Origin of the sequence: Nostoc sp. EspVER01 (assembly GCF_034530635.1) — a bacterium.
In the GTDB taxonomy this organism is placed as follows: domain Bacteria; phylum Cyanobacteriota; class Cyanobacteriia; order Cyanobacteriales; family Nostocaceae; genus Nostoc.
Genome location: NZ_JAVRCS010000005.1, coordinates 96,572 through 123,479, shown reverse-complemented (window position 1 = coordinate 123,479; position 26,908 = coordinate 96,572). Strand labels below are relative to the sequence as shown.

The following is a 26,908-nucleotide window of genomic DNA, read 5'->3' as shown; positions in this document are numbered from 1 at the left end:
ACTTAAAAGATGTATTGTCAGGGATTTAGCTATGCCAAATGAAGGTGCTAACCAGGAGCAAGACTTCCTAATTAATTTATTAAGAGCGACTTATCAAAATCAGGAAGTATATCCAATTCTGCAACATAACTTAAGTAAACTCAATGATGATTTGGCTTTAATGCTGCGAAAATGGGTAAGCGATCGCTTTGCTAAAGAACCTGCCATTGCTATTAATTTAGCTAGAGTCATTATCAAACTGAGTACTATTATTCAAGAGTTTAAACAAGGGAACATTGCTAGTAATTTAGAAATTGTAATTGCAGGTTATGAAACAGTTTTGCAAGTTTGTACCCGTGAGGCTTTCCCCCAAGAATGGGATGTCGTCCAGAAAGCTTTAGTAATAGCTTATCAGCAACGCCAGCAAATTCTTTCCAGAACCATTGGGGAACTCCGGGAACAGACTATCCAAACCCAGACTCAAATCAATACATTAACTGAGCAATTACAAGAAGAGTTACAACAAGCAAAGCTGCAAGTCAATGACTTAAAAACAACAATTACAGAGTTGAAACAGAAAAAAGGTGATTCCGAATCAAGGATAGAGATAATATCTTTAATAGCTGAGTTCAAAGAGTTAAAGGAACGTCAGATTTGTGTAGAACAGTTTCCTACTACAGCTAACATTTCACCTAAAGCTGGGCAGTTCAATACAGCTATTTTTTATGATATTGAAAACTTAACAATGGGTAGAAACAACCCTAACTTAAATTTTTCTCTAAAAGAAATTCAAATAAATCTGGAAAACACTACCCTAGTTAATAAAATAGCTATCCAATGCGCTTATGCTGACTGGAGTGATTCTCGATTAAGGCCACTCAAGAATGAGATTCAAGAACTTGGCATCGAAGCAATTCAAATTTTTGATTATAGTCACAAACGGAATGCAGCAGATATGCAACTAGCCATTGATATCATGGAATTAGCCCAAAGTCGTCCTATGCTGCAAGTTTTTGTTATTGTATCAGGTGATGGTGCATTTGCCGCTTTAGCTAAAAAGCTTCATGAATATGGGAAGACTGTAATCGGATGCGCTTATGAAGGACAAATTAATCGTATTCTCAAGTCTGTTTGTGATTGCTTTATACCTATACCTACTCCCCAGGTAACAATAGAGGATATTTCAATTGATGAAGTAACTAGTGAAAGTTTATTAAATGATGATGTTTTAATAGTAACTAATAAAATTTTACAAGATTTAAAGCAGAACATCGAGCAATTAAGTCAGCTTAAAGAAGGTGGTATTTATCTGAATCAGATTTACCATATATTGAAAGATAATATTCCCAATTTTGACCAAAGAAGAAAACAACATGGTTACAAGTTGGCAAAATTTTTAAAGAAAGTCATTGAAGGAACAGATATTTGTCTATCAAGTGATAACAAGAAATTAATTTTGAGAGAAACCTTAACTTTAGGCTCTAATGGCTCATCAAATAGAACTTTAAATGGTGGTAGCCCTTATTTAAGAACTAGAGTGCTTACTCCAAACTCCGTCACCCAATCCTGAATTATGGCGACTGACGGACGTATTTTGTTTTGATAAATTTAAAAATAAAAATCTACTTAGTCTTGACAAAAAGTACAGGTAGTTTGGCAAATAAAACTTTTTTTATCTTTAGCTCCGTTCTTCAACTCTTATAAAAACTACTTTTACAAGAGTTGAAGAAAGAGTATCCTACTAACGACTGTTATTCATTAACAATCGTAAAGCCTTCATAATCAATGGCTCCACTCACAGCACTTGGTAAATTAACGTTACCAATTAAGGTGGCAGTTGCAAAGCCAGCACCATTAGTACCACCAGCACTACCTAAACCTAAACCTGATGCAGCAAGTTCATCTTGGTAGCCTGTGATTTGATAGACGGCACCAGTTTCCAGGAAAGCGAACAATCCTTGAGAACCGAAGTTACTAAATGACAACCCAGAATCTGCGTTGACATTTAGAGGTTGACCTGATGAATTTCTCACAGTAATAGGCGCAGATAGCTCACCAGTGAGCAAATCAACTTTGTAAAGCTGCGCTCCATCTCCATCAGCAGTGCTGAAATCGCTAGCAAGAGCGCGAGTACGACCAGGATTGAGATTATCGATAGCTAATCCGTCGGCAAATTTTCCAGGGTTGGTAGCCTGAGTTCCTTGTCTTTGTGCAGCAGTAGTAGCTGGGCCAAAGCCGTCTACAAGGCTAATAGTTCCAGGGCTAGCTGTAGTAACTTTATAAAGAGAGCTACCTGCATTACTGCTGCTATTATTTCCTGAAATGTTGTACAGAACAATTGGTTGACCAGCTACTGAATAGTCACGTCCAAAGTCAGCACCTGAGTCAAACCCAAAACGACGTAGGTCAGATGGTGTAGGTGTAGGTGAGGTACTAGCTGGAGCAAAAGCCTGATCTACATTATTTACCCGAATAACAGAACCAGCTGTTGTAGAACCAGAGGCACGTGCTTCGTTAATTGCACTTGCTCTTCCGGTAGTGGGGTTAGTGCCCAAACCTTCTAGGTCTGCGTTTGGAATATTCGCAGCATTGATTTCGCCTACTTTTTGGGGAGTAGCATTGAAGGGGCCTATGGGGAAGCGGTAAACTGCGAATTGTTCTCCAGCTTGGCTGGGATTGATATCCGCATCTCCAATTGTATAGCCGTAAAGAGCCATGAGAATTTTATCCTTATTCAAACTGTAAAACTTTTGGGAACACTCCAAAGATGCAAATTGCTATCTGACTAAAAGCCTGTACGACACAAACAAAGCTAACTTTGCTAGGCTGAGATTTAAGATTAGTCTGCGTTATCTTACTTTGCTTATGTAGCAGAGAAATTTGCAAAACTGAAATACTAATTACTAAACTTTTGACTGTAAATAGGCTAGAAAAACTTAACTCAAGATTGTTGTAATTACTATTTGCTCAAGTTGTGAAATTAGGATATGTGAGAACTTGATGTCGGATGTAGAAATCTCAAAACTACATCTAGCTACACTTTCACACATTTTTTTGGAACTCATCATTTCCAAATTTGATTACAATTAACCGAGAGTTAAACATCTTTTGTTTACCCATTAAAAGTCAAAAACTAAGTTTGTAATCTGTATTTGGAGTTATCTTAGCAAGAGTGTATTTGAATAATGTTAAGAATATTTTTCCTAATCATTAAGGTTGAATAGCATCTTGGTTAAGGTTTAGTTTTTGCTAAGTTTTTTGACTGGATTATATGCTTTTATATTTTTTCAAAAAAGGAAAATTATTGACTACATTAATCTGGAACTGCTACCGATTACCTATGAGGTAGCATACAATAATTGCTTTAATAGCTATTAAACAATTTTTGTTCACAAGCGATCGCTTTTAAAAGCCTCATTGTAAAATACCTGGAACGAAAATAAGTAAATAAGAGTTTAAGGGTAAAAAAGTTTCATATTTTAACTTTTCTATTTGACCCGATCTTCCAGAAACTTAATATTTTTTTTGAGAAGGACTAAATCAGACTTTTGCTAAAGCGCAAACGCACAGCATAAAGCCGGAGACGTTTCCGTGACTCCGGGCTTTTCTTCATATATTGCAACCTAGATGCAATCAAATTGCTCCTCTAGTTTCAGCAAAATATTAATTAGAAAGTGGATTTATTATTACTTCACTTCGCTGGGTTCAAATTTAGTTACCTTACCTTTCTTAATGGCAACAATCACATCGTAATGCGAACAGTAAGCGAATGTGACATCATTAGCTTTGTTATAAAGGTTAACTACATGGCCTGCACCACCTACCTGGATACCGATTGGTTCCAAGTCAGCAAAAAAGAAACGACGTAGTTGATCGCCACTACCAATTTGACCCTTACTCTTAGTAAGCAAGTCTATTTTTTGTGCTACAGACATTTCTTCGGCTGCTGATGCCTGGACTAATGAAGGATTGATCGCCTTTAATGGTACGTCCCAAACTGTGAAAAAACCAACCAAGGCTACGCTTGTAAGTAAGGGTGCGAGTTTCATTTGTTTCTTCTCTTCTTTGTTTTATCCTGAACATCCCAAGCATCTCAGGTGGCAGTGAGAGCTTATTGAAACTAAGCCACTATTTTCATGAATTTATCCTTTGAGAAAATTTAATTAATTCTCAGCATTTTCTCAGCTAATCATGGCTGCTCAAAGTCACAGGATAATTTAAGTATTTTCTCAACGAAACCTCATTTTGAAGCGCGTTAAGGTAACTTAATATAATGAGCAATGCTTTCATTGCAGTGATGTTATTGTGACTAGACCCAAAAAACCACATCGCCAAATCTATAGAATTTCAGGACAAACATATCTGTGGCTAGCAATGCTAATTTTTGGAGCATCTAGCGCTGTTACTCGGAAGCTAACAGAAATTGGTGCTCAACATTTTATCGATAATCGCAATCCGATTTCTTTGTGTAATGTTTTATTCGTGGGAAACCTTTGCGCCTTGATACTTCTGATCCTAATCTATGGGCGGCAGTGGAACAAAGCTACTTTGAAGCAACTCTCAAGGAAGGATTGGGTCAGTCTAACAGCAGTAGCTATCTTATCAGGAGCGTTAGCCCCTGGCTTAATTTTCCAGGCACTCGCACTCACAGGGGTGAATAATGTCATCTTGGTGGGACGCTTGGAACCACCTCTAACTTTGGCTTTATCAGTTTGGTTATTGAGAGAACGGGTAAATATTTGGGAATTTATTGGTGCGATCGCAGCTTTTGTTGGCGTTATCCTAACTATTATCCTTCAGCCGGCAACAGGAACCATGATGAACATGGGAGGTTTTGGTTTAGGCATAGGGGAATTTTTGACCGCAGCCGCATCTGTGGCCATAGCCGCTTCTACGATTATTAGCAAGAAACATCTTTCGCAGATTCCTTTGGGAATCTACAGCATCTTTCGGACTGCACTTGGAACTGTAATCTTTTTCTTCATTGCTTTAGTCCTCTATGGCAAGGATCATTTTGCTGATGTACTTTCACCATTCTTGTGGCAGTGGATGTTTCTCTATGGCGGGTTGATTGTGGTGGTAGGCCAGTCTTTTTGGGTTAAAGGCTTGAAAACTTCCACTGTATCTACAGCTTCCCTAATTAGCTCATTTGGCCCAATTGTGGGAATTATAGCAGCCTATTTAATTTTGGGTGAAGCCCCTACCCAACCTCAATATATTGGCGGTAGCTTGATTTTAGGAGGTATATTCTTGAGCCAAGTTGGCACCAAGCGTCAGACTTCTAGCAGCAAGGTAAATTCTACTCCAGCACAGCAACAGGTAGAAACTGGTATGGGATTCAAAGGGATTTGAAGGATGAAAATTCTAGATCGCTAAAGATATGATTTATCGCCGTTAAGACAAAAGACTGAATATTGTCTTAACGGCGATTCATCGCGTCTCTTACCTTAACCGAGCAGTATTGCAAGTAAACCACCCATCCCAAATAAATGAAACCCTTGTGGTATATAGCGTTTCCTAGTCACATGAGGTACATCTTAGCCTCCTCTCGAAGAGCGGGGGTTGGCGGTGGGGTTATTGTACCTCACTCAACCGAGAACCGCTATATAAATTACAAATTACAAATACAAATTACGAATTCTGCACAGCGGTAGTAGTATGTCAAAATAAAAATACCCGATACATCAAGGTGAGCGATCGCTCCCAAAGCTAGATTAAAGGATTGACCTGAGCAATGGCAGACCCAACCAATCAAAATCAAGCGGGAGAAGTAGCTCCCACCACTGCTGACAAGCAGGTTCCTAGTACAGACTCACCCGAAGCCACAGATATTCCTACTGCCAACGCGCCAGATCCCAAAGCTGCTAAACCAACTGCTATACCACCCAAGCGAGAAAAACCCGCCGCCGACGCAACAGGAGAAAAACCCGCCGCAGCTAAAGCCGCTAAAAAGGAAAAAGCCCCATCTGTTGAAGATAAGCCATTTGTAGAGTTCATTGAGCAAGACTACTTGCCAGCTTTACAAAAAGCGATCGCTCAAAAAGGTGTGCAAGATTTACAGGTGTCTTTTGCCAAGCAGAAGATGCCAATCACTGGCTTTGAATCTGCCGAAGAATGCTGGCAAATTATCGGCAGTTGGTCAGAAATTGGTAAGCGTCAGTTTAACCTGTATTTCCCCGAAGAAGATATTCAAGGAAAAAAGGGATTTTCTTGTAATGAAGGCAAAAAACCCAGCACTCTTGAGTCATTCTTAATCGATGAGCGCAAAACGACCCTCGATTTGTTGGTATTTGGCTTAGTTCAGCGCTTAGACGGTCAAAAGTGGTTAGGTAGAAATTAGTCATTGGTCATTGGTCATTGGTCATTAGTTTTTAACAAAGGACAAAGGACAAATGACAAATGACTAATAATAATTAAAGTTCGTGGAAATGGTAGGTAACGGCTCCAGTATTGGGGTCGTTATCAATTTTTACATAACCTGATTTGTACATCTCTTTGAGAGTAGCTTCCACTTCAGCAAAGGTCGCTCCTGTAAACTTTACGCCTTGAGTGACAGTTAAAATACCACCCTTGCTTTCCGCCGCTTCAATCAGTTTCATCATAAGTTGGTTGCCTGTTGGGCGGTGGACTTGAGAAGCAACTACTGCTTGATTCAACGGCACACCAAAGGGAGATACACCCGCTTTTAATCTCAAGTTGTGTTCGTATTCGTTAACCATATTGGGAATAAAGAATAAATCCACGAACTGCCCTATACCAAACACACCACCAGTCAACAGCCATAACAAACCAGTTCCGATCTTGCCATTGTAGAAACGCTGTAATCCTCCCACCCCGATAAATCCGACTGCACACAAAATATAAGAGACAAGAAGTCGGTCTTTCTGCTGCTGATTGTTTTCAAGATTCATCTTGTTTTCAACCTTTTGGATTTACTCTTGTTGTTTAAGATGGTTTTTTCGGACTGCTTTTTATACCAAGTGCTAATAGCTAGACTTACATCTTGCACCAGTTGCTTTCTAACAATTTTCATAATAGACAATGCTTTTCTGATTTGAAGTTGTGGGCACTGTCTAATCTCCAATTAGTGAGAAAGGTGCAAAAAATAACTAAAGTACTCAGATTTTTTCAGTAATTATGCTACTCATGGATTGTTAATTTTAAGATGCCCAACGTATTAGTAGAACCCTATGAATTTATTGTAGTAACAACCAGAGAAAATTACTGAGATAGTAGTGCTTTGAAAATTAAGAGGTGAGTGCTACTCCACTTGAACGAGATAATGCTGCTTGCTGAACTATATTTATTTGACTACCAATCCGCGATTTTTGATTCCGCAAATATTGAATGATTGTTGCAACTCTTAATGTTTTGCTTAGAAATTTCTCACCCGCACCTTGGTAGACTGAACTTTATACAATTGGATTATTGTGGGCTGTTACGGTTTGCCAGAGCATTTCTGGTGAAGCAGTCCGGTCTTCTCCCAAAGGGAGAGGCTCACACCAACAGGGTTTCCACGCCAGTTGCTTCTCCCAAGGGGAGACGCTGCGCGAACAAGTCGGCACAGCCGCCCAACGCACTGGCTCCCCATGAGGAACTGCCGTTACCGTGGCGGTAGGGACGTAAGAGCGTCACCCCAAAGGTCTACTTAAGATAATAAAGACGAAAGAGAAATCAAGACATGGTAGATTCCCTCAAAAAACCAGGCTTTGAAGAAATCCGGCCAGGGATTAAAGTCCCGGCAAAAGAAACCTTGTTAACACCTCGGTTTTATACTACCGATTTTGATGAAATGGCACGGATGGATATCTCCGTCAACGAAGACGAGTTACAAGCCATTCTCGAAGAGTTCCGCACTGACTACAACCGCCACCACTTTGTTCGGGATGCCGAGTTTGAACAATCCTGGGATCACATTGACGGGGAAACTCGCAAGTTGTTCGTTGAATTTCTAGAACGTTCCTGTACAGCAGAGTTTTCTGGCTTTTTGCTATATAAAGAACTCGGCCGTCGCTTGAAAGGAAAAAACCCTGTATTGGCAGAGTGTTTTAACCTGATGTCACGGGATGAAGCACGACACGCTGGCTTTTTGAATAAAGCCTTGTCGGACTTTAATCTGTCCCTAGATTTAGGGTTTTTGACTAAGAGTCGTAGTTATACCTTCTTTAAACCGAAATTCATCTTCTACGCTACTTATCTTTCTGAGAAAATCGGTTATTGGCGCTACATCACCATTTATCGCCATTTAGAAGCACATCCCGAAGACCGGGTTTATCCAATCTTCCGGTTCTTTGAAAACTGGTGTCAGGATGAAAACCGTCATGGTGATTTCTTTGATGCGGTCATGAAATCTCAGCCGCAAATGTTGAATGATTGGAAAGCACGGCTGTGGAGTCGGTTCTTCCTATTATCGGTATTTGCGACCATGTATCTCAATGACATTCAACGCAAGGACTTTTATGCCACCCTTGGATTGGATGCGCGAGAATACGATATCCATGTAATTCAGAAGACCAACGAAAACGCAGGTCGGGTATTCCCGCTGATGCTGGATGTAGAGAATCCAGAGTTTTATGAGCGGTTGGATGTTTGTATAAGCAATAATGAAAAGTTGGGTGCGATCGCTAACTCCAATACTCCCAAATTCCTGCAAATCTTCCAAAAACTGCCGCTTTACATCTCCAATGGCTGGCAGTTATTACGCCTGTACCTGATGAAACCGATTGATACTGTTTCTGCTCAAGGGGCAGTTCGTTAATTAGATAACAGGTTTGTTTGCGAAAGCTTTGGTGGTTCTGCTGATTGCAGAGCCACTTTTTTTGTCCTTTTTTCAAGCCAATGATTACTGATATGTCAACCAATTAGTAGTGCGGCTAATTTGTTAGCAGGCAAAAATCGGAGATAGTTGCTTAGGTGTAGTTTTGTAGTAAATCCCTTGAGTTAAGCTGATTTTTCCATTCTGATTAAGTCTGGAGTCAATGTTTGATGCTTGGCTGCTTCTGCCTCGTAACATCTGAGAATCAGTGATGTCAGCTTATCTAAATCACCGACAGAAGAAATAATTACTTTTGATGCGGCATCTCCCAGAGAAGCTGTTACTTCCTGCACTTCAAAGTTTGAAGCTAGCGACTTTACTTCATCTACACTTAGTCGAGTAACAAAACTTTTTTTCTGCGAAGATAGATACAGCCGCAGAAACCACCAAGTACTTTTGCCAACAAGATTGATACCAAAGTATGAAACAGTATCTTTGTATTGGAGTTGATAATTGTAACTCGTTGAGGTTTGCGTAATTGCTTTAATTTTTTCAAAAGCTTCGATTTCTTCAGCAGTTGTTACTACTTTTGATTCTTGAGGATCTGGTTGTATATCAACTTCTCCATTATCTATGTCTATTGGAGGTTCAACAGGCTGATCTATTACTGGAGTAAGTGAGCGAGTCATTAACTCCACTAAACTTCCCTGAATCGACTTTTTAACAATTGGTTTGAATTTATCAATAATTTTACCAGTAATTCGACCTTTAATTTCATAACTAGGAGCAACTGTACCAAGTTCAGTCACTAAAAAGCGAACAAATTCTTCAGAAGGAGAACGTAAAAGATTTCCTAGAAGTTGAGTCATGCCTTTGACATAAACCATTTCCTCGGCATGATTAGTAATAGCTGTAACCTCAAAATTATCACGGTGAAAGAATTTGAGGTTATCAATATCTTTGGTATCATATTCCAGGATGTTAAAAGTAAAAAATGGCTCCTTGTCCATAACATTTGTTTCACGCAAGTCTGTAAAAAAACGGTATTCAATACCGTTAGTGACGATAGCTACTTTTGTTGTCGAAAGTGCATTAAAATATCTGCTCAATTGTCCATCATGTGCCTCAGCTTTTTGACCACGGGCTTTTGCTTCTACAAGCATAACTTTAGTACCGTTAATAGCTAAAGCGTAATCTACCTTTTCAAACTGCCCTGCTTTTCTAATAGCAAAATCTGCCACGTATTCCGGTATTACTTCACTAGGATCGTAGACATCGTAGCCAAGAACACTCAAAAAAGGAACAATCAGTGCCATCTTAGTAGATTCTTCACCAACAACTTGGTCAGCCCGCTTACGCACTTGTTCAGATAGCTTGGTAATATCTTCAGTGAATGCCATCTTGTTTCCTCCTGGTAGATTATTGAGTATTTATACGTCTTTTTTGTAAAATAAGAGTGATTGTAAGGTGACATAGTACATTTGAATTGAAAGTGTTAGTGCGATCGCCTTTTTTATCACTCCTATAAAAGTATTCCCAAATAAGTACCCACCTGTAACACTCATGACTTGTTCACAGGTGCAATGACATCGGTAATGAATAAAAATAAATCAGAATGATTTTTTATGAAGCTTCAGCCTATAGCGATTCTCAAAAAAATGCTCAAGCTATAAAGCCCACGAATTCATCCGTGGGCTTTTTAATACAAGCTAACTTGCCGTTGCTGCTTTGAAATGGAAATCTTTGCTCTTTCTTTTCTGCGAGACGCACAATAGGCAGACGAAAATATTGCTGAGTGAATGAATTTTACTTTTTACTCAACAATATTTTGGTGAGAAAGGTTTTCGTGAGTTTTTACGGATATAACAGAAGCCGACATTAGGATACACTGGCATTTGAATACACCGGAAGTTCATCAGCGACTTAGTTTGTCGCTTCTGGTGACTTCCTTCCTAGTATCCTATTGCTTTTGGCTGTATGAAACTTACTCCAATCTACGGTAAGTCTCCCTGAAGAAGGTTTTTTAGCATCTAAAACGACTGCCACTGTTTTGAGGCTATAGCCTTAGAATATTTACAAGCTTTACTTACGAATTAGCTCTCTCTAGATAAAAGTACCATTTTTACTGTGTAAGCTGACATTCTACCTGTTTCATCCAGATTTGTGTAGCTTATTAACAAATCAACGGATTCATTAATATTAAGCCTGCTTTACTATTTAGTTTCTTAGCCAGACCTATTAGACAGCTAGAGTGTTCATTTCACTTTGTTCAATAGCTTTTAGCCCTTATCGCTCCCATGCTGACCCATCACCGCAAGCCCGTGTGCTTATCACTGATTTCCACTGACCTACCGATCTGGTCTGTTGTCGAAACTGCTGCCACATTGTATCAAAAAGATACCGATCGATTCCATTTACTGATGACCGCACCGCCTTTAATTAGCTGCGAAGTGGAGAGTGTCATCAGTCCAGAAGACACACTTCCTCAAAGCAAGAGCAAAGCTTACGCCCCTAACAGTCCCAGAATTTTGTGGCTGGAGATTTCCCCTTACCGAGTCATCATGACTATGCAAGGTAATGCTCAAGTGAGTTACCGTCACTTTTGGGAACAGGGTGTTTATGGCATTAGTCGCTATTGGTTGCCAACTGAGTCATTGCAACCTAACGATCCGATTCGTTTACGAAATTTTACTCGTAGCCTAACTCTCAACGGACATCCTTTGCCAGAGAATTTGCGGCTGGAATATGAATTGTGGGCAGAAAAAGTCCAATTAGGATGCTACATACTGAATTTGGAAATTAAACATTGATAAGTGTGGGGAGTGAAGAAGATAACAGGATACAGGTTACAGGGTATAGATTATTTCCTGTCACCTGTCACCTGTTACCTCTCCCCTAATCTCAATTCCCAATCCCTCTTAACCAAAATAACTGGGTTGGTTTCCAGGTTTCCATTTAATATTGCAACCAACACTCGGCTTTTGATCACTTGTAACAGGTTTACCCGCTAGCACTGCTTCAATGGCTGCGCGTAAATCTGCACCTGTTACAGGTTTATCATTACTGGGGCGGCTATCATCTAATTGTCCCCGATAAACAAGTTGACGTTGATCGTCAAATACAAAAAAATCTGGTGTGCAAGCTGCTGTGTAAGCCTTCGCCGTTTCTTGGCTCTCGTCGTAGCATAAGGTAAAATTAAACCCTTGTTCTGTGGAAAATGCTTGTAACGACTCTGGCGCATCATCTGGATAATTCTTTGCATCGTTAGCACTAATAGCAACGATCGCTAAATCACTTGTAAAATAATCTCTTCCTAACTGCACTAATTCTTGTTGGACGTGTTTTACAAACGGGCAATGGCGACAAATAAACATTACCAATAGTGCTTTTTTATCTGCAAAGGTAGAAAGTGAAGTTGCCTTTCCAGATACTACTTCTGGTAGATTAAAATCTGGCGCTTTAGTGCCTAGCGGCAACATAGTTGAAGCAGTTAAAGCCATAGTTCACCCAATATTTTTACGCTGATAACTAACGGCTTTTGTTATCAGTATATTTTCACTCTAGCACTAAGTTTTCCATAAAATAAGAGACGGTAAATTTACCGTCTCTTAGATTTTTTTAGATTTATTTTAAATAAATTAGTTTTTACAGACTTGCCAAAACACCAACAATACCGTGTCCTGTGAATACTTCTAATGCTATCAGAGAGACAAAACCAATCATTGCTAACCGACCGTTAAGCATTTCTGCATAGGGAGTGAAACCAGTGCGATCGCCTTGTTCATCTATATATACTTTTGGCTCGATCGCAAAGTTGTTCAGCTTGCCTTGGTCGTCAATGATAGCAGTACTTGTACGCATGGATTTTTCCCTGTTTTCTCTTTATGTAAATAACTGTAACAAAGTTATTAATATTTGTAAAGTATCTTAATCTAATCAAGTAGTAGTCCAAGCAAGCCAGAGAAAAGATATGATGATGAATCGAGTTCAAATACATGTCTAAGCAACAGGCTCCGCTCCTTGTGCGTAAGCACTTTCAATCACAAATCCATTCCCCAACAGCTAATGCATCGATTTCGAGTAGAGGTTATTGCCAAAACACCAAACCCGCAGCAGGTGATTTATGCAGCGATGCACCAGGATTATACTGATGGGTTCGTGTTTGATGAGCGCGACTCCTGGCCTTCTGAGTCACAAAGCGGCGAAGTTATTGTTAAGCGGCTTTTAGCGGGTGAGAGGGGACACTATGGGCCTTTAGAGCATCCCCAGATTGTTTTCAATTGTGGCTACTTTCCCCACAGTGTAATGCAGCAGGCGCGTACTCATCGCGTTTCTGTATCATTTGATGTACAATCTTTTAGATACACAGGCAACCAATTTATTGACGTAGTAGAAGGCAAGAAAGACATAGAAGATGTTTTTTATTTACGTCCCGTTGGTTATTACACTGATAGACAAGGCAAAAAGTATCACTATTCACCAGAGCAACGAGCAGCAGATTTGGAGTGGTGTTTAGAAGCAGCTAAACGATATAAAGCTGATTTTGAGGGTGGAATGTCTGAAGAACACGCTAGAGGTAAAGTGCCTTTTGACTATCGCCAGCATTTTGTAGTTAGTTTTAATTTAAGGTCTTTCTTGCATTTTTGTGACCTGAGAAATAAGAAAGATGCTCAATTGGAAATTCAAAAGTTGTGTGAAATGATGTGGCCTCATTTTGAAGATTGGGCACCTGCGATCGCACAATGGTATGAAAAGCAGCGTCTAGGTAAAGCCAGGTTAGCACCTTAGATAATGGCTGAAAGTTGACAGAATTTGCGGTAGGATAAGGCGAAGCGATTATCCTCGGATTTATTGGGTTTGATTTAGGGCGATCGCATCTATTTTTTTGATGAACAAAGCTGTCGATATTAGCACTAAAAAATTAATCAGCCTTGCACCAAATAATTGGGCAAAATGGGTGACAGGAATTCCTGACATTGTTACAGGCGAAATCTTAAATACAGAATTCCAATGGATTAGCCGACAAAGCGATGTTGTAATTCCGGCTGAAAGTCCCCAATACGGTAAATTTCTCATCCTCAATGAGTTACAGTTACGCCACACATCAGAAATGCCGCGTCGGATGCGTGCTTATGCTGCTCTTGCGGAAGAGAAATATAAACTACAAACGTACCCTGTACTGATTAACATTCTCAAAATTAGCAACAGCGAAATACCTACAAGTTTTGCATCTAATTTTATCGGGTTAAGGGCAATTCAAGATTACCGCGTAATCAATCTCTGGGAGATTGACGTAAATATTGCTTTTGAGACGCCGTTACCGTCGCTGCTTCCCTTTGTACCAATTCTCAAAGGCGGAGAAAACGAGTCTACAATTAGGGAAGCATTGCGAATGCTGCGTGCTGACGAGCAATTAAATCAACTTGAGACAGTTCTGGCATTTTTTGCAACCTTTGTATTAGAAAGTACTTTAGTTCAGGAAATCATGAGGTGGGATATGACAGTCTTAAGAGAGTCACCTTGGTATCAAGAAATTTTACGTGAGGGACAAGCACGAGGAGAAGCAGAAGGAGAAGCAAGAGGAGAAGTACGTGGAATAATCTCTAGCATCGAAACAAGTTTAGAAGCAAAATTTGGCAGCGATGGTTTGGAGTTGATGTCGCAAATTTCGCAAATTTCTGACTTAGGGCAATTGAAAGAGATTTTACGCAGAATTGTTGTAGCAAATACAATTCAAGAGTTACGGAATGTTTTGTAGGATAAAGTGATCGCTCCAACTTTTGCTTAAGAGCTAAAATATGATGAAAGTTTAGACTATAAAATTTTCGATTTATTACACTTAAAATTTTAATTGAGTATTCATGAATATCAATTGAAACTGCTAGTATTTGACCCGGAAAATGAGGTAATTGTACAATGGATAAACTAGCGGAGTATAGAGAAATCATCCAGCAAGTTTTGACAATTCATGCTCAGGTTAAACCTGCCTATGGTGAAATCGAACGGCAAACTATTTTTGATGTACAACAAGATCATTATCAAGTTGTGAATACGGGGTGGGAAAATCGTCGTCGAGTTTATGGCTGTTTAATTCATCTAGATATTCGAGATGGTAAGATTTGGATTCAGTATGATGGGACTGAGATTGGCGTGGCTAATGAATTAATAGAGTATGGTATTCCTAAGCAAGATATAGTGCTGGCTTATCAGCCTCCTTATATGCGAAAGCTGACAGAATTTGCAGTGGGATAAAGCAACCGCTCGCACTCTAATTTTGGGATATGATTTAGAGCGATCGCACAATAGTAAGCAAAGTAGGATCTAAGTAAGGCAAGATTACTTCCTTGTTACTTAGACTTTAGCTAAAGTTACAATCTCTAGCTGATCCTGATATTTACCCTGTCTTGCTTCATAACTAATAGCGCAGGGTTCGCCTTCTAAAAATAGCAATTGCACCACTCCTTCCCCCGCGTAAATGCGACAGTCTGCGCTGGAAGAATTGGAAAATTCTAAAGTTAAATGACCTCGCCATGCAGCCTCAGCAGGTGTTAGGTTTGCTATTATGCCACAACGTGCATATGTAGATTTTCCAATACAAATTACAGTAATATTCTCAGGAACCTCTAGTTTTTCTAAAGCAACCCCAAGTCCATAGGAATGAGCAGGTAAAATAAAATAACTGCCACTGGCATCGGTATGCAGTGCTGTTGGCTCCAGATTCTGGGGATTAAAGTTTTTGGGATCGACTACAGTTCCGGGAATGTGACGAAAAATGCGGAACTCAGCCGAAGAAAGGCGTATATCGTAGCCATAAGAAGATAAACCGTAGCTGATTACATGTTTAACTGCTACTGATTCATCTTTTTGCACTTTTCGGATTAAACTCGGCTCGAAGGGGGAAATTAGACCCTGTTGAGCCATTTCAGTAATCCAGATATCGTTTTTAATCACAACTTCACAGCTAATTCAAACGGAATTACTAGGATATCCTGAATTGAGTATTTTGTTTAGGGTCGATAACTCCGACGGATTTCTGTAATTTGATCTGCTACATCAAGAAGAGATTTCGGCATCTCTGGCCCTGTGAGAATGATATCAACGTGGGGAGGGCGTTTTGCCAAAAACGCTAAAACTTCCGTTTCAGGAATTAAACCAAAGTTAATCGCTAAACTTAACTCATCTAACACCACGAGAGAATACTTACTCTCACACACAACTTGTTGTGTATACTGCCACAGCTTTTGTAAGGCTTGATTTTCTGTATCGTCTAAATGTGGTGTATCGATACAACGAGGCAAATCACACCGAATCCAATCTAAATTTTGTCCTAATTGTATAGGTCGATCGTGTCCTTGGCGAATGCCTCCTTTGAGAAATTGCACTATTAATACTGGCGTTCCTTGTCCAGCTATTCTCAGTGATTGAGCCATCACGCTCGTAAAAAAGTTGCGATGAGAACTAGTGAAAACTTGCACTAGTCCTTCAACTGGATATGGTAGGGTTAGGGTTGAATTGATACTTTGAGTTTCTAGCTGGGCAACCATAAAGTTAAGTTCAAAAAAATACAATAAGTCAAGGGTTATTACTGGCGGTGAGACTGACAAATTTGCCTGTATAATCAATCTGTTTTTCACAGGTGTGGTGGATTTGGCAAATTGCATTCTTAGTCAAACACTAGGTTTGTATTGAAGTCAAGAGTTATTTTGACTTCAATTTTCGTCTTTTCTCAGAAATGAGTTGTAAAAATGAAAACATAAGAGTTACAGTTCCAATTATTTAAAAAAGCTAGGCAGAACGTCTGAAAATCTTTAAATGTTAGATTTGCTGGTTATTTGGGCAATACAGACTTAGCTAGTAGTGAATTTGACAGGATGAGGAGTAAACTGTTGTGAGATTGGTGATTCTGGGAGGTTCAGGATCGGGGAAAAGCACTCAAGCACAAAGGCTTTGCAGATACTTTGATATTCCTCTGATTTCCACAGGTGAGATTTTACGAGAAGCAATATCTGGCAATCAGCCCCTGCCGGAATTTCGATGGTTGGAAGCCGATCCCCGGACTTCTCTTTCTGTTTACGCTAGCTTGAGTGAACTAGGCTACCACGCACGGCCCTACATGCAAAAAGGGGAGTTAGTTCCAGACGAAATGATCATTGAATTGATCAGAATTCGCCTCAGACAACCAGATATTAACTGCGATTGGGTGTTAGAAGGCTATCCCCGTACTGCCTTCCAAGCTGAAGAATTAGATTTTTTATTGGATGATTTAGGGCAAAAGTTAGATTGGGCAATTTATCTCCAAGTCCCGGAAGCAGTGATGGTTAGTCGATCCTTGGGGCGATCGCTACCAGATGACCAACCAGAAATCGTGCAGCGCCGTGTAGAATTATTCTACGATCGCACCATTCCCATCCTAGAATATTACGACCGTCGTCGCTGCTTATTGACCATCAACGGCGACCAATCGCCAGAAATGGTACAGCAAAATATTTTGACTCTGCTTTCAGTTCCTTAGAAGAGGAAGGGGGAAGGGGAAGTAACAAGAGAAGGGAAAAGGTTAAAGGTTAAAGGATGAAGAAATAAACCCTTTCCCCCTTACCCATTCCCCTTTACCCTTCTTACCAATGCCTAATAACACTAAGGTAATCTTAAGGCAGTATTGTAAAACTTGAGGCAATTCCAATGGCTTGGCAGCGTCCTGACGGTCGTATTCCCTACGAACTACGTCCGATTAGCTTTCACCCCAGTTTCACCCGCTTTGCCCCCGGTTCTGTTCTCGCAAGATGCGGTGATACTCAGGTACTTTGTACTGTTAGCGTTAATAAGGGAGTTCCGAAGTTTCTTGAAGGAACTGGTAAAGGCTGGCTAACTGCTGAGTACCGAATGCTACCATCTGCTACACAAAAACGCCAAGAAAGGGAATTATTGAAATTATCTGGACGGACGCAAGAAATTCAGCGTTTAATTGGCCGCAGCTTACGCGCAGCAGTGGATTTTGAGGCACTGGGAGAACGCACGCTGACTGTAGATGCTGATGTGTTGCAAGCAGATGCCGGAACTCGGACAACAGCCATTACAGGCTCGTTTGTGGCCTTGGCTCATGCAATTTCTAAATTATTGCAAGAAGGCGTGTTGGAGCGATCGCCTTTGTGTGGACAGGTAGCGGCAGTTTCCGTAGGATTACTGGAGGGAGAGCCATTTTTGGATCTAGATTATATCGAAGATGTGGCTGCAACAGTAGATTTTAATGTGGTGATGAATCAACATCTGGGAATCATTGAAGTCCAAGGAACAGCCGAAGAAGGCAGCTTTAGCCGTACTCAGCTGGATCAACTGCTAGATATTGCCCAAAAAGGAATTCAGGAATTGTTAATTGCCCAACGTGAAGCGATCCCTAACTGGGAAACGTTGTTGGTGATTAATTAGGTTTATTAATTTTTAATAAGAATTAATAAATGTATCCTTTATGGCGTTAATCAACAAAGTATCAAGTAACTGCGATGTAAATAAAAATAATCATGAGAGTAGTTAGTACGACTGACTACTGAAAACTTACCCTTGAAGGTGATAAGGAGGTCTACGTTTTTCCAGTTTACTTAATCCACGATGTTAAATGTTTCAAAAGTTAAAAAGGGGGATTGTAATAAGTTCGGTATTGTATTGCTGGAAGCCAGCAATATGATGATGAAGCCATGAACAAAACCGTTGAAGTTCTACCGGATCAGCCGGCGCTGGTTGCACGAGCGCTAGAATTAATTCTGTCCAAGTTAGAAACTGCCATTGAGCAGCGGGGGCGGTTTACCATCGCCTTGTCTGGTGGCAGTACACCTAAACCGTTATACGAAGCGATCGCTACTCAAAAACTACCTTGGGATAAAATTCATATATTCTGGGGGGATGAGCGTTACGTACCACCAGATCACCCCGATAGCAATGAACTGATGACGCGTCGTGCGTGGCTAGATCGCATTGACATCCCAGCGGCTAACATTCACCCCGTACCAACTTTAGAAGCCAATCCAGAACTGGCTGCTGCCAAGTATGAACAACATCTCAAAGAATTTTTCAATTCTTCTGGGGTCGAGTTTCCCCCCTTGGATGTAGTATTACTAGGAATGGGTGATGATGCACACACCGCATCTTTGTTTCCCCACACAGAAGCTCTTAAAGTACGCGATCGCCTTGTGACTGTGGGTAACAAAGACGGAAACCCCAGGATAAGTTTCACATACCCCTTCATCAACTCTGCTCGTAGCGTGATTTTTCTGGTTGCTGGTGCTAATAAACGACCAGCTTTAGCGCAAGTCTTTGCACCTGTAGCCGATGACTTTACTTACCCATCCCGCTTAATTAAGCCCCAAGGAGAACTTTGGTGGCTGCTGGATGCGGCAGCAGGTTTGGAACTTCAACATTGAAGAATGGGGCATTGGGGACAAGAGGCAGAGGTGCAAAGGGGCAAAGGGGCAGAGGGGCAGAGGGGAAAAACTTACTGAACTTCTCCTCTGCTCCCCTGCTCCCCTACCCCTCTGCTTCCCCGCTCCCCTTCCCCGTGTAAGAGTGTCCAATTCATTGTTCCATTAGCAGTAATTGCTAGAATCTAAAGCTAGGGCCGCCCTCTGCTTGCCAGTCCTACCTACTATTTATGATGATCTTGAACAAAGGCTAAATATCGATGATCGTCTGCCCTAATTGCAATCATCCCAATCCTGATGGCGCTGTCCAGTGTGAAGCTTGCTATACACCATTACCTGCGACTACTAATTGTCCCAGTTGTGGGGCAACTGTGCAGGCAGATGCTGCATTCTGCGGTCAGTGTGGCTATAACCTTCACTCAGCAGGAGTTCCACACGTTCATCCCGCAGTAGCTACAACAGTTACTCCCGATATTCCTGTGGAAGTGCCAGCGTTAGTTCCACCCGATCCATTGTTAGAACTTTTACAACCAGATGCTTTGGGAATGAGCGGTTCTACTAACTCCCATCCTCCCGAATCATCTTTACCACCAACAGAGATGGCAGTTCCCCCAGAACCTACGCCACAGATGCCTATTGCAGAAAGCAGCCCTCAAGAAGCTGTGTCAACCGTTGTAGCTCAACCCGTAGTCTCTGGACAAAGTAGTATTCCGACTCCACCACCTGTGGAACCAGCACCAGCCTCCGAAGCCGAAGTACCCCCGCCAGCAGCACCAGCACCAACTGCAACTGCTGCCAGAACGCAATTGCAGCAGGTTACAGCGCGGTTACTCCACGTTCAAAGCGATCGCTTAATTGAATTGCCGCAAAATTTCTCTGTGATTCATATCGGCAAGCCTAATGACCGGATTCCTCCAGATATAGATGTTTCAGGATTTCCCAATTCCGAAATTGTCTCGCGGATTCATGCAGATATTCGCGTCGAGGGAGATGCCCATTATGTAGAGGATGTGGGAAGTTCTAATGGCACTTACATCAATAATTTGCCACTTTTACCAGGGAACCGTCATCGCTTGCGACCAGGCGATCGCATCAGCTTGGGTAAAGGAGACTTAATGACATTCCTCTTTCAACTTGCTTAACTGATTCTTGCTAAATTGTGACATCAGTCTAAGTATTTTCTGCCCATCCTCCGGCATCCATTTTTGAGGAGCAACAAATGAACTGCATCAGACAAGCGACGGATAACTATGTTGTTCTTGATAGCGCCATAGTTGACAGCCGTCGCTTCGAGGTGCAAATTGTTACATAGTCCAGCAACTCCATTCCCTTAATAATTACACTAGGATGGATGGAAATACATTGCCAATTTTAGATTTTGAATTTTTCAGAAAATCTAAAATCTAAAATCCAAAATCCAAAATCCAAAATTGAGTGACCTATGAGGGAACCTAGTAAAAATTTTGAAACCTTGCTTACCAAAGAAGCCCCGCCAGTTGTTGAACGTATGGGGCTAACCTGGCTAGTTGCAGCAGCGATCGCAACTGCTTTACTGTGGCAAGTACCAGGAGGGGATTATATCTTATACCCATTTACAATTCTGGCAACTTGGTTTCATGAAATGGGTCACGGCTTAATGGCACTCCTATTAGGAGGACAGTTTCAGAAATTAGAGATTTTTAGCAATGGTTCCGGTGTCGCAACTTATGGACTCCGGTCGTCATTGGGGCCAATTGGCCCAGCAATAATCGCCGCAGCAGGGCCAATGGGACCGCCTTTTGCTGGTGCAGCTTTGATTCTGGCTTCCCGCAGTTTTACAGCAGCTTCTCTAAGTTTAAAAATTTTAGGCAGTTTTTTGCTGTTTTCTACATTAATTTGGGTGCGTTCCTGGTTTGGATTGGTAGCAATTCCCTTACTAGGTTTAATAATCTTGGGTATTTCCCTGAAAGCACCTCGCTGGGCGCAAGGGTTTGTCATTCAATTTTTGGGTGTACAAGCTTGTGTAAGTACATACCATCAACTCGATTATCTATTTAGTAGTTCTGCTGGTTCCCTTGGAATTTCTGATACAGCGCAAATGCAGCGATATTTGCTTTTACCTTACTGGTTTTGGGGCGGGTTAATGGCGATCGCATCTCTGGTGATTTTAATCCAAAGTCTCCGTGTTGCTTATCGTTCTGAGTAATCAGTAAGAGTGAGTAAGAGGCAGCATCAAAGCGATTTCAGAACTAAAGTAAAAATTTATCAGTATAATAGCCTGGATATTGTTAAAAAATTCGCCGCTAATAACTTCTACCTTCGCGGTTCGATACCCTAAACATGTCCACCCAACCCATAATTCAAAGCATATACACCGATGGTGCTTGCACCGGTAATCCTGGCCCTGGCGGTTGGGGTGTTGTCGTTTACTTCAGCGACGGCTCAATCCACGAAATGGGCGATGCATCCCCTCATACCACTAATAATAAAATGGAGATGCAAGCTGCGATCGCTGCCCTTCAATTTCTGCAAACATCTCAACAAGCCCAACCCATCACCCTTCATACCGATAGCGAATACCTGATTAACTGTGTTACCAAGTGGGTGAAAGGCTGGAAAAATAAAGGCTGGAAAAAGTCAGATGGTAAACCCGTCCAAAACCAAGACCTTTTAGAAATCTTAGATGAACTCAATACCCAACAAGTCAAATGGCAATACGTTCGGGGACATTCTGGTAACATAGGTAACGAACGTTGTGATGCGATCGCTCGCACTTATGCAAGTGGCAAAACCCCTTCCCTACAAAAATTATCTTCCACAGATTTTTATAAATCTTTACCTTCCAAAAATGAACTAAATGTAGCAAAAGTAGCTGATTATGAAAAAAACTCTAGAATAACTAACCAAAGTCCGCAAGAAATCAGTACTTCTGCACCAGAAATAACCGTTATGGAACCATCAACCGGGCCAACTGCGGCCGTAACCGATGAAAAACCTCCAGAAATGAGGGTTTCACAACTCCGCAGCTTGGTCGAAACTCTGCGTATAGCTGACGAAATTTCTGAAAAAGGCTACTTAATCACCAGTTCTGAGTTAGCAGACTTGATGGATGTCCACGCCAGCGCTGTCACCAGTCGTGGAGATCAATGGCGCTGGCGAAACTGGATAGTGTCACGGGTACGCCGTGAAGGAAATCAAATTCTTTGGGAATTGGAACGCGGGGATAAAGTAGGAGGGGAAGAGGAGTAGGGAGTAGGGACAAGGGGGACAAGGGGGAATTATTGAACAAGTATGTCCCAAGTCTTCCCCCTCTTCCTTGTCTACCTTGTCTCTTCTCGATGCCCTGTTTGGCCAATGCCCAATGCCCCACTAAATATACTTGCGTCCTCGCCACTCGCGTGGGGTGCGGAATGCAGATAAAAAGATTCGCAGTACAGCTAAGGGATCGGCCAAAGGGGAAACCCAAAATAACCAGCTGCCTTTAGCGTTTGTGCGATCATAGGAAGGTGCGATCGCTATTAGCATCGCAAAGCGAATCACCAACAGGAATAAATTCAGTCCCAGCAGCAGAAGTGGGGGAGTGGGCGAATATGAGAGTGGGGGAGAAATCAACAAAAAAGTCAGGACAATTAAAAGGGGTAGACCTTGAACAGATGTGAGTAGCCATAAATCTCCCCACAACTGAGAGCGAGAAGTTGCATCTTTGAGGTCGAGACTCCGCCCCCATTCTTTCCACGTCTCCATCGCCCCTTCATACATTCGTACCTTCAACACTTTTGCGCCATCTAAAAAGCCCACCTTATAACCTTGGATAGCAATGTTGCGTGCCAACGTGACATCATCACAAAAAGAACTTCTGGCACTGCTATAACCACCTACAGCAGCTAAAACGGAGCGACGACACAAAAAACACTGCCCATTTGCCATTACTCGTTCTGGTTGCTCTGTATTGATCCCCGCTGGGTCAAATCGGTAAAGCAAAGTCATTAACAAAGCCGGTTGTAGCCAACACTCCCCAGGATATTTGAGGATGAATTGGGGTGAAAGAGAAACCAAATCATAGCCTTGTGCTTCGGCCGTTTTCACCAAACCAGCAACTAAACCAGGATGCGGTTGGATATCAGCATCCAGCCCCAAGAACCACTGACTAGCCTCTGAGCTATATAGAAAACCGTTATGCAACGCCCAAGGACGCCCCACCCAACCAGAGGGTAAGGGATCATCTGTCATCACGCGAAAGCGCGGATCTTTCTGCTGTGAGGCTTTGACTAAATCGGGCGTTCCATCACTCGATTTACTGTCTACAACCATAATTTCTCGAACTTCATAGCTTTGCTGACTTAAACCAGCCAACAGAGGGCTAATGCGAAGCGCTTCGTTCAGTGTGGGAACAACGATGCTAACCTTACCCAAAAGCTCCGGTGTCGGCTGTTGTGGTTCTATTGGAGGATGGCGTCTTGGCCCCTTCAACAAGCGCGAAAACAGAATCGCCGTTGCTGGTACTTGGATAAGTAGCAATAAAAGAGAAATGGCGCTTTCTAATATCAAAGCGTTGTCTAATGTTGTCAAAATACTTAACAATTAAAATTGCGACTATACAAAATAAATGGGCATAGGGCATTGGATATGGAGAAGAGACAAGGGAGAGACTTGTTCAATAAATTCCCCCTTGTTTCCTTGTCTCCTTTGCTCCCAAATAGACTTATTTCAAGGCAACTTCAACCTTTGCTACTGATACTTCTTTGCTTACTGGTTCAACAGTAACTTGAGCCAGTGTGGTTGAACTCCTTGACCACAGCACCACAGCCGGAATCACACCTAGCAATAAGCCAAGTAACACAGGGATAGAAAATCCAGCTGCCAAGCTTAGTCCGGCGGCGAATGCAAAGTTAGTTAAATAAACGACTAATGGCAGATTGAGTTGCGATCGCTCTAATTTAATCGAGGTATTTCTCCACAATAATCCTGCCACACTCATAAACAGAGCGCTAGTACCAAACCAACCTACATAGTTCTGGTAAGGTGTTCCAAAGAAAGCTCCTGGTTGTTCCCAATACCAGAAGGGCAGAGAAGTTTGACTCATAGCCGGTTCAAGGGCAAAGTCCCAGCAAGTGAAGAGCAAAGCACCAACGGCTATCGCAGCAATATGGCGACCCCAACTGGGTTTTTGAGCCACTTTCAAACCAGTTCTCGCAATTAAGTAAGACGACAGCCCAACATAAAACCAAGATAAAGGAATTGTGAAAGGAACTAGCCCTCCAATCTTATAACCCAAGCCACTCAAGTAGCTATAATCACCAAATGGAAACCCTGTACTAGTTCCCAGTAGTTCACTTCCCAAAGAGATAAACATAGCCGGTAGCATAAATGCTAGCCAAGTTCCTAATCCCAACGTCCGGTAGGCATAAATAGAGACAGCTACTGTCCCTAAGATGATATCAACTACACCGCCGCCAGCCATACTTAACTGTACGGCAGTTTCTCCTACCTGCGATAAGTTGAAAATTATTTCGGCATTAGGTACTACCAGTAGCATCCCTACCAGTCCAAAGGCTTTTGACGCGATATGACCAATGAGGCATACGCGTTCAGCAATAATAAGTTGTCTCATGATAATTCCTTAACAAGATGTGACACGCGGCTACTCGGCTGCTAACAGTTTACAAATCTTTAACTACTTTGTACCGCAATTTTCGACAAACTTGTTTAGCTTTCTTGGGAAGAGCATAAAAGTCTATTGATTGAAGCTATAAAAATATGATGCTAAACTTACTAGTCTAAGCCATATATTCAAAATCTACATAATTTTATCTGTAAGAACTTCTGCTTTCTTGTCTCACTTCCTTCCATATTTTAAAAAACTCCTTTGATACTGGGATATCGTGAAGGGAGAAGACCATCATAACTGAGCAAGTCCTCAAGCAAAATAAAGTCTTGAGTTACTACACTTATTTATGTGATAAAACCTTAATCTTGTACTAGAAATATAAACCCATGTCAATTTTGAAAAGAGTTCCTTGGGTGTCCCTGGCACTAGTACTGCTAAGTTACAGTACTTTGGGCTGGGTAATATCAGAAACACGTGCTCCTATATTTGTGTGGGTGGCAACTGTAATTGCTATCTTGCTTTTAATCATAACGTTGACCGCTCCTTGGACGAAGATGACATATTACTACAGTCTTTTTCTGCAATCAAATACCAGGTCTTTTGGCGTTGCCGTCTTAGCAGCTTTCTTATTCTTTATTATGATTGCCTGGTTTCGGGTATTTCTTGATACTTTACTTATCATTTCAGCGACTATATTAGTCAGGATAGACTTTCAAAGAGCAGGTCTTAGGGAAGGGTTAGCTTTTTCCACTACCTCTATCTTTTCATTGGGAGGTTTAGCTTTGGGTGCGCTAATCTACAAGTTCATATACTCCCAAATGCCGTTAATGTGATGAAGTATACCAGAAAAAGCAAGCGATGCCTGGGTTGGGTTACGCCAATCCTTTAGAAGTAGTATTATTTACCTACAATTTCCTTTATAGCTCAAATTCCCAACTTTTTAAAAAGTCGGGAATTTTGTTTTGTTCAATACTTACTTGGGTTCAAAATGCAGGGTGTTCAAACAGCATTAGAGATAGGAAAAAATCCATAATAAAAATTGATACCCAACTAGTAACAACTGCTTTTGTTGCCGATTCTCCTACTTCCTTTGCTCCCCCTCTCGTAGTTAAACCCCAACTACAGCCAATGACAGCAACCAGCACTCCAAAAATAAACCCTTTTAGCAAAATAATAAACAAATCTGACGGTTCTAAAAAATTTCTGACTGATTCTAAAAATGTTTCGGGAATAATTTGGTAGAACTTTGATGCGGCAAAAACTCCGCCAATGATGCCTGTAACTAAAGCCAAAATCGTCATCAAAGGCACCATCAAACAACAAGCAATTACTCTAGGAAGTACTAGATAATCAATTGGATCGGTTTTGAGCATATAAAGTGCATCAATTTGCTCGGTAACTCTCATTGCACCTATTTCTGCTGCAAAAGCAGAACCTACTTGTCCCGCCATAATACTAGCGGTCAAAATTGGAGCTAATTCTCTACAAAAAGCTAAGGCAAAAGCACCTCCCACTGCATCAACAGCGCCAAATCTTACTAATTCCCTCGCCGTTTGAATAGTAAAAATCATTCCTGCAAAACCGCTGACAAGGAGAACTGGAGAGATAGAACCTGGTCCAGCGGTAACAAGATGTTGCAAAATCTTGCGATAGTAGGTTTTCCCTTGGAGTAAATGTAGCCACACTTGACCAAAGAGCAGTATTGCTGCGAAACAGCGTGTAATCCCAGATTGCTCAAATTTTGTTTTTGGTTGCAATTTTATCGTCCTTACGACTGACTTTTTTTGCACATTTGTTGTTATATCAATTTTCTAAAATCAGACTACAGATACAAATGGTAGGAACCCAGCCAGATGTAATCTGACTTTCTCAATTAATATAAATAAACGCACTAAGTGCGGCTTCCCGCAGGATATTACGAATTGGTATTAGGGTATGGTACATGAACAGACGCACTACTACTGCAAGGCGGAATTCAAAATTTAAAATTCAAAATTCAAAATGAATCCAGTATAACTGTTTCATTTATTTGGAATATATGGTTTATGTAAGCCGTGTTGTACTAGATTTTGACCCTCAAAGTAAAGAAGGCGTTTGCATATGGTTCAATTGAGCTTAGTAAACTTTAGCGGAAAATAGTACATAAAACATTGTGAGCTTTTTTGCTGCTGCTCTCAT

At 41.2% G+C, this 26,908-nt stretch carries 27 protein-coding genes; 15 read left to right on the top strand and 12 right to left on the bottom strand.

Annotated elements, in window-relative coordinates:
- Positions 1–31 precede the first annotated feature (31 nt).
- Positions 32–1,549, top strand: a complete 1,518-nt coding sequence (locus tag RMX69_RS06455) for an NYN domain-containing protein (protein ID WP_322636914.1) — start codon at positions 32–34, stop codon at positions 1,547–1,549.
- 181 nt (positions 1,550–1,730) lie between these two features.
- Here RMX69_RS06455 and RMX69_RS06450 read toward each other — a convergent pair whose 3' ends face one another.
- Together RMX69_RS06450 and RMX69_RS06445 are read right to left on the bottom strand one after the other, a co-directional pair.
- A complete protein-coding gene (locus RMX69_RS06450) occupies positions 1,731–2,696 on the bottom strand; it encodes a hypothetical protein (protein WP_289800076.1) in 966 nt (321 codons plus the stop codon).
- Between the two features lie 969 nt (positions 2,697–3,665).
- Positions 3,666–4,028 carry a hypothetical protein gene (locus tag RMX69_RS06445; RefSeq protein WP_289798511.1) on the bottom strand — a complete coding sequence of 121 codons (363 nt, stop codon included), beginning with the start codon at positions 4,026–4,028 and terminating at the stop codon, positions 3,666–3,668.
- Between the two features lie 256 nt (positions 4,029–4,284).
- Between RMX69_RS06445 and RMX69_RS06440 the strand changes: the two genes are divergently transcribed.
- Positions 4,285–5,331: a DMT family transporter gene (locus RMX69_RS06440; RefSeq protein ID WP_322636912.1), complete on the top strand. Its 1,047-nt coding sequence runs from the start codon at positions 4,285–4,287 to the stop codon at positions 5,329–5,331.
- Positions 5,332–5,713: 382 nt separating this feature from the next.
- Complete coding sequence (locus RMX69_RS06435) at positions 5,714–6,319, top strand: DUF2996 domain-containing protein (protein WP_289798513.1); 606 nt, start codon at positions 5,714–5,716, stop codon at positions 6,317–6,319.
- 73 nt (positions 6,320–6,392) lie between these two features.
- On the opposite strand, the gene RMX69_RS06430 is transcribed toward RMX69_RS06435, so the two are convergent.
- Together RMX69_RS06430 and RMX69_RS06425 are read right to left on the bottom strand one after the other, a co-directional pair.
- A complete protein-coding gene (locus tag RMX69_RS06430) occupies positions 6,393–6,890 on the bottom strand; it encodes a TM2 domain-containing protein (protein ID WP_289798514.1) in 498 nt (165 codons plus the stop codon).
- A gap of 586 nt (positions 6,891–7,476) precedes the next feature.
- Entirely contained in the window at positions 7,477–7,614 is a 138-nt protein-coding gene (locus RMX69_RS06425; RefSeq protein WP_289798515.1) for a hypothetical protein, read from the bottom strand.
- 46 nt (positions 7,615–7,660) lie between these two features.
- Between RMX69_RS06425 and acsF the strand changes: the two genes are divergently transcribed.
- Positions 7,661–8,737 carry a magnesium-protoporphyrin IX monomethyl ester (oxidative) cyclase gene (gene acsF, locus RMX69_RS06420; RefSeq protein WP_289798516.1) on the top strand — a complete coding sequence of 359 codons (1,077 nt, stop codon included), beginning with the start codon at positions 7,661–7,663 and terminating at the stop codon, positions 8,735–8,737.
- 182 nt (positions 8,738–8,919) lie between these two features.
- Here acsF and RMX69_RS06415 read toward each other — a convergent pair whose 3' ends face one another.
- Entirely contained in the window at positions 8,920–10,134 is a 1,215-nt protein-coding gene (locus RMX69_RS06415) for a type I restriction endonuclease (RefSeq protein WP_322636911.1), read from the bottom strand.
- A gap of 897 nt (positions 10,135–11,031) precedes the next feature.
- Between RMX69_RS06415 and RMX69_RS06410 the strand changes: the two genes are divergently transcribed.
- Positions 11,032–11,544: a hypothetical protein gene (locus RMX69_RS06410; protein WP_094348271.1), complete on the top strand. Its 513-nt coding sequence runs from the start codon at positions 11,032–11,034 to the stop codon at positions 11,542–11,544.
- Positions 11,545–11,652: 108 nt separating this feature from the next.
- On the opposite strand, the gene RMX69_RS06405 is transcribed toward RMX69_RS06410, so the two are convergent.
- On the bottom strand, positions 11,653–12,234 hold the full coding sequence (locus RMX69_RS06405; protein ID WP_289798518.1) for a thioredoxin family protein: 582 nt from the start codon (positions 12,232–12,234) through the stop codon (positions 11,653–11,655).
- Positions 12,235–12,379: 145 nt separating this feature from the next.
- Complete coding sequence (locus RMX69_RS06400; protein ID WP_094348273.1) at positions 12,380–12,595, bottom strand: chlorophyll a/b-binding protein; 216 nt, start codon at positions 12,593–12,595, stop codon at positions 12,380–12,382.
- A 204-nt stretch (positions 12,596–12,799) separates the two neighbouring features.
- Between RMX69_RS06400 and thyX the strand changes: the two genes are divergently transcribed.
- The 3 genes from thyX to RMX69_RS06385 all read left to right on the top strand — a co-directional run bounded on the left by thyX (position 12,800) and on the right by RMX69_RS06385 (position 14,986).
- Positions 12,800–13,522 carry an FAD-dependent thymidylate synthase gene (thyX, locus tag RMX69_RS06395; protein WP_190942978.1) on the top strand — a complete coding sequence of 241 codons (723 nt, stop codon included), beginning with the start codon at positions 12,800–12,802 and terminating at the stop codon, positions 13,520–13,522.
- Positions 13,523–13,622: 100 nt separating this feature from the next.
- Positions 13,623–14,492, top strand: coding sequence for an Rpn family recombination-promoting nuclease/putative transposase (locus RMX69_RS06390; RefSeq protein WP_322636909.1), 870 nt, complete (start codon positions 13,623–13,625; stop codon positions 14,490–14,492).
- A gap of 158 nt (positions 14,493–14,650) precedes the next feature.
- Positions 14,651–14,986, top strand: coding sequence for a XisI protein (locus RMX69_RS06385; protein WP_322636908.1), 336 nt, complete (start codon positions 14,651–14,653; stop codon positions 14,984–14,986).
- Between the two features lie 99 nt (positions 14,987–15,085).
- Here RMX69_RS06385 and dcd read toward each other — a convergent pair whose 3' ends face one another.
- Both dcd and RMX69_RS06375 read right to left on the bottom strand, forming a co-directional pair.
- On the bottom strand, positions 15,086–15,655 hold the full coding sequence (gene dcd / locus RMX69_RS06380) for a dCTP deaminase (protein ID WP_322636999.1): 570 nt from the start codon (positions 15,653–15,655) through the stop codon (positions 15,086–15,088).
- Positions 15,656–15,741: 86 nt separating this feature from the next.
- On the bottom strand, positions 15,742–16,278 hold the full coding sequence (locus RMX69_RS06375; protein ID WP_322636907.1) for a P-loop NTPase family protein: 537 nt from the start codon (positions 16,276–16,278) through the stop codon (positions 15,742–15,744).
- Between the two features lie 344 nt (positions 16,279–16,622).
- Between RMX69_RS06375 and RMX69_RS06370 the strand changes: the two genes are divergently transcribed.
- From RMX69_RS06370 to rnhA, 6 genes are all read left to right on the top strand, one after another.
- A complete protein-coding gene (locus tag RMX69_RS06370) occupies positions 16,623–17,246 on the top strand; it encodes a nucleoside monophosphate kinase (protein WP_322636905.1) in 624 nt (207 codons plus the stop codon).
- A gap of 167 nt (positions 17,247–17,413) precedes the next feature.
- A complete protein-coding gene (rph, locus tag RMX69_RS06365) occupies positions 17,414–18,157 on the top strand; it encodes a ribonuclease PH (protein ID WP_289798525.1) in 744 nt (247 codons plus the stop codon).
- 266 nt (positions 18,158–18,423) lie between these two features.
- Complete coding sequence (pgl, locus tag RMX69_RS06360; protein ID WP_322636903.1) at positions 18,424–19,146, top strand: 6-phosphogluconolactonase; 723 nt, start codon at positions 18,424–18,426, stop codon at positions 19,144–19,146.
- Positions 19,147–19,403: 257 nt separating this feature from the next.
- Positions 19,404–20,285, top strand: coding sequence for an FHA domain-containing protein (locus RMX69_RS06355; RefSeq protein ID WP_289798527.1), 882 nt, complete (start codon positions 19,404–19,406; stop codon positions 20,283–20,285).
- A 299-nt stretch (positions 20,286–20,584) separates the two neighbouring features.
- The gene (locus tag RMX69_RS06350; protein WP_322636901.1) at positions 20,585–21,328 is read left to right on the top strand and encodes a M50 family metallopeptidase; all 744 of its coding nucleotides are present in this window, start codon (positions 20,585–20,587) and stop codon (positions 21,326–21,328) included.
- Positions 21,329–21,462: 134 nt separating this feature from the next.
- Positions 21,463–22,371 (top strand): ribonuclease HI, encoded by a 909-nt coding sequence (gene rnhA, locus RMX69_RS06345; protein WP_322636899.1) that lies wholly within the window; start codon positions 21,463–21,465, stop codon positions 22,369–22,371.
- 120 nt (positions 22,372–22,491) lie between these two features.
- Here the strand turns inward: rnhA and cruG are convergent, their stop codons facing one another.
- Positions 22,492–23,691, bottom strand: a complete 1,200-nt coding sequence (cruG, locus tag RMX69_RS06340; protein WP_322636897.1) for a 2'-O-glycosyltransferase CruG — start codon at positions 23,689–23,691, stop codon at positions 22,492–22,494.
- Positions 23,692–23,824: 133 nt separating this feature from the next.
- Positions 23,825–24,733 (bottom strand): gamma-carotene 1'-hydroxylase CruF, encoded by a 909-nt coding sequence (gene cruF, locus RMX69_RS06335; protein ID WP_322636894.1) that lies wholly within the window; start codon positions 24,731–24,733, stop codon positions 23,825–23,827.
- 383 nt (positions 24,734–25,116) lie between these two features.
- Between cruF and RMX69_RS06330 the strand changes: the two genes are divergently transcribed.
- Positions 25,117–25,563, top strand: a complete 447-nt coding sequence (locus RMX69_RS06330) for a hypothetical protein (protein WP_289798531.1) — start codon at positions 25,117–25,119, stop codon at positions 25,561–25,563.
- A 150-nt stretch (positions 25,564–25,713) separates the two neighbouring features.
- Here the strand turns inward: RMX69_RS06330 and RMX69_RS06325 are convergent, their stop codons facing one another.
- On the bottom strand, positions 25,714–26,487 hold the full coding sequence (locus tag RMX69_RS06325; RefSeq protein ID WP_289798532.1) for an MlaE family ABC transporter permease: 774 nt from the start codon (positions 26,485–26,487) through the stop codon (positions 25,714–25,716).
- Positions 26,488–26,908: the final 421 nt, after the last annotated feature.

What these genes read in the sequence shown, in the direction of transcription:
- RMX69_RS06455 (WP_322636914.1), top strand. Translation starts at nt 32, where the DNA reads ATGCCAAATGAAGGTGCTAACCAGGAGCAAGACTTCCTAATTAATTTA.
- RMX69_RS06450 (WP_289800076.1), bottom strand. Translation starts at nt 2,696, where the DNA reads ATGGCTCTTTACGGCTATACAATTGGAGATGCGGATATCAATCCCAGC.
- RMX69_RS06445 (WP_289798511.1), bottom strand. Translation starts at nt 4,028, where the DNA reads ATGAAACTCGCACCCTTACTTACAAGCGTAGCCTTGGTTGGTTTTTTC.
- RMX69_RS06435 (WP_289798513.1), top strand. Translation starts at nt 5,714, where the DNA reads ATGGCAGACCCAACCAATCAAAATCAAGCGGGAGAAGTAGCTCCCACC.
- RMX69_RS06430 (WP_289798514.1), bottom strand. Translation starts at nt 6,890, where the DNA reads ATGAATCTTGAAAACAATCAGCAGCAGAAAGACCGACTTCTTGTCTCT.
- acsF (WP_289798516.1), top strand. Translation starts at nt 7,661, where the DNA reads ATGGTAGATTCCCTCAAAAAACCAGGCTTTGAAGAAATCCGGCCAGGG.
- RMX69_RS06415 (WP_322636911.1), bottom strand. Translation starts at nt 10,134, where the DNA reads ATGGCATTCACTGAAGATATTACCAAGCTATCTGAACAAGTGCGTAAG.
- RMX69_RS06410 (WP_094348271.1), top strand. Translation starts at nt 11,032, where the DNA reads ATGCTGACCCATCACCGCAAGCCCGTGTGCTTATCACTGATTTCCACT.
- RMX69_RS06405 (WP_289798518.1), bottom strand. Translation starts at nt 12,234, where the DNA reads ATGGCTTTAACTGCTTCAACTATGTTGCCGCTAGGCACTAAAGCGCCA.
- RMX69_RS06400 (WP_094348273.1), bottom strand. Translation starts at nt 12,595, where the DNA reads ATGCGTACAAGTACTGCTATCATTGACGACCAAGGCAAGCTGAACAAC.
- thyX (WP_190942978.1), top strand. Translation starts at nt 12,800, where the DNA reads ATGCATCGATTTCGAGTAGAGGTTATTGCCAAAACACCAAACCCGCAG.
- RMX69_RS06390 (WP_322636909.1), top strand. Translation starts at nt 13,623, where the DNA reads ATGAACAAAGCTGTCGATATTAGCACTAAAAAATTAATCAGCCTTGCA.
- RMX69_RS06385 (WP_322636908.1), top strand. Translation starts at nt 14,651, where the DNA reads ATGGATAAACTAGCGGAGTATAGAGAAATCATCCAGCAAGTTTTGACA.
- dcd (WP_322636999.1), bottom strand. Translation starts at nt 15,655, where the DNA reads ATGGCTCAACAGGGTCTAATTTCCCCCTTCGAGCCGAGTTTAATCCGA.
- RMX69_RS06375 (WP_322636907.1), bottom strand. Translation starts at nt 16,278, where the DNA reads ATGGTTGCCCAGCTAGAAACTCAAAGTATCAATTCAACCCTAACCCTA.
- rph (WP_289798525.1), top strand. Translation starts at nt 17,414, where the DNA reads ATGGCTTGGCAGCGTCCTGACGGTCGTATTCCCTACGAACTACGTCCG.
- pgl (WP_322636903.1), top strand. Translation starts at nt 18,424, where the DNA reads ATGAACAAAACCGTTGAAGTTCTACCGGATCAGCCGGCGCTGGTTGCA.
- RMX69_RS06355 (WP_289798527.1), top strand. Translation starts at nt 19,404, where the DNA reads ATGATCGTCTGCCCTAATTGCAATCATCCCAATCCTGATGGCGCTGTC.
- RMX69_RS06350 (WP_322636901.1), top strand. Translation starts at nt 20,585, where the DNA reads ATGAGGGAACCTAGTAAAAATTTTGAAACCTTGCTTACCAAAGAAGCC.
- rnhA (WP_322636899.1), top strand. Translation starts at nt 21,463, where the DNA reads ATGTCCACCCAACCCATAATTCAAAGCATATACACCGATGGTGCTTGC.
- cruF (WP_322636894.1), bottom strand. Translation starts at nt 24,733, where the DNA reads ATGAGACAACTTATTATTGCTGAACGCGTATGCCTCATTGGTCATATC.
- RMX69_RS06330 (WP_289798531.1), top strand. Translation starts at nt 25,117, where the DNA reads ATGTCAATTTTGAAAAGAGTTCCTTGGGTGTCCCTGGCACTAGTACTG.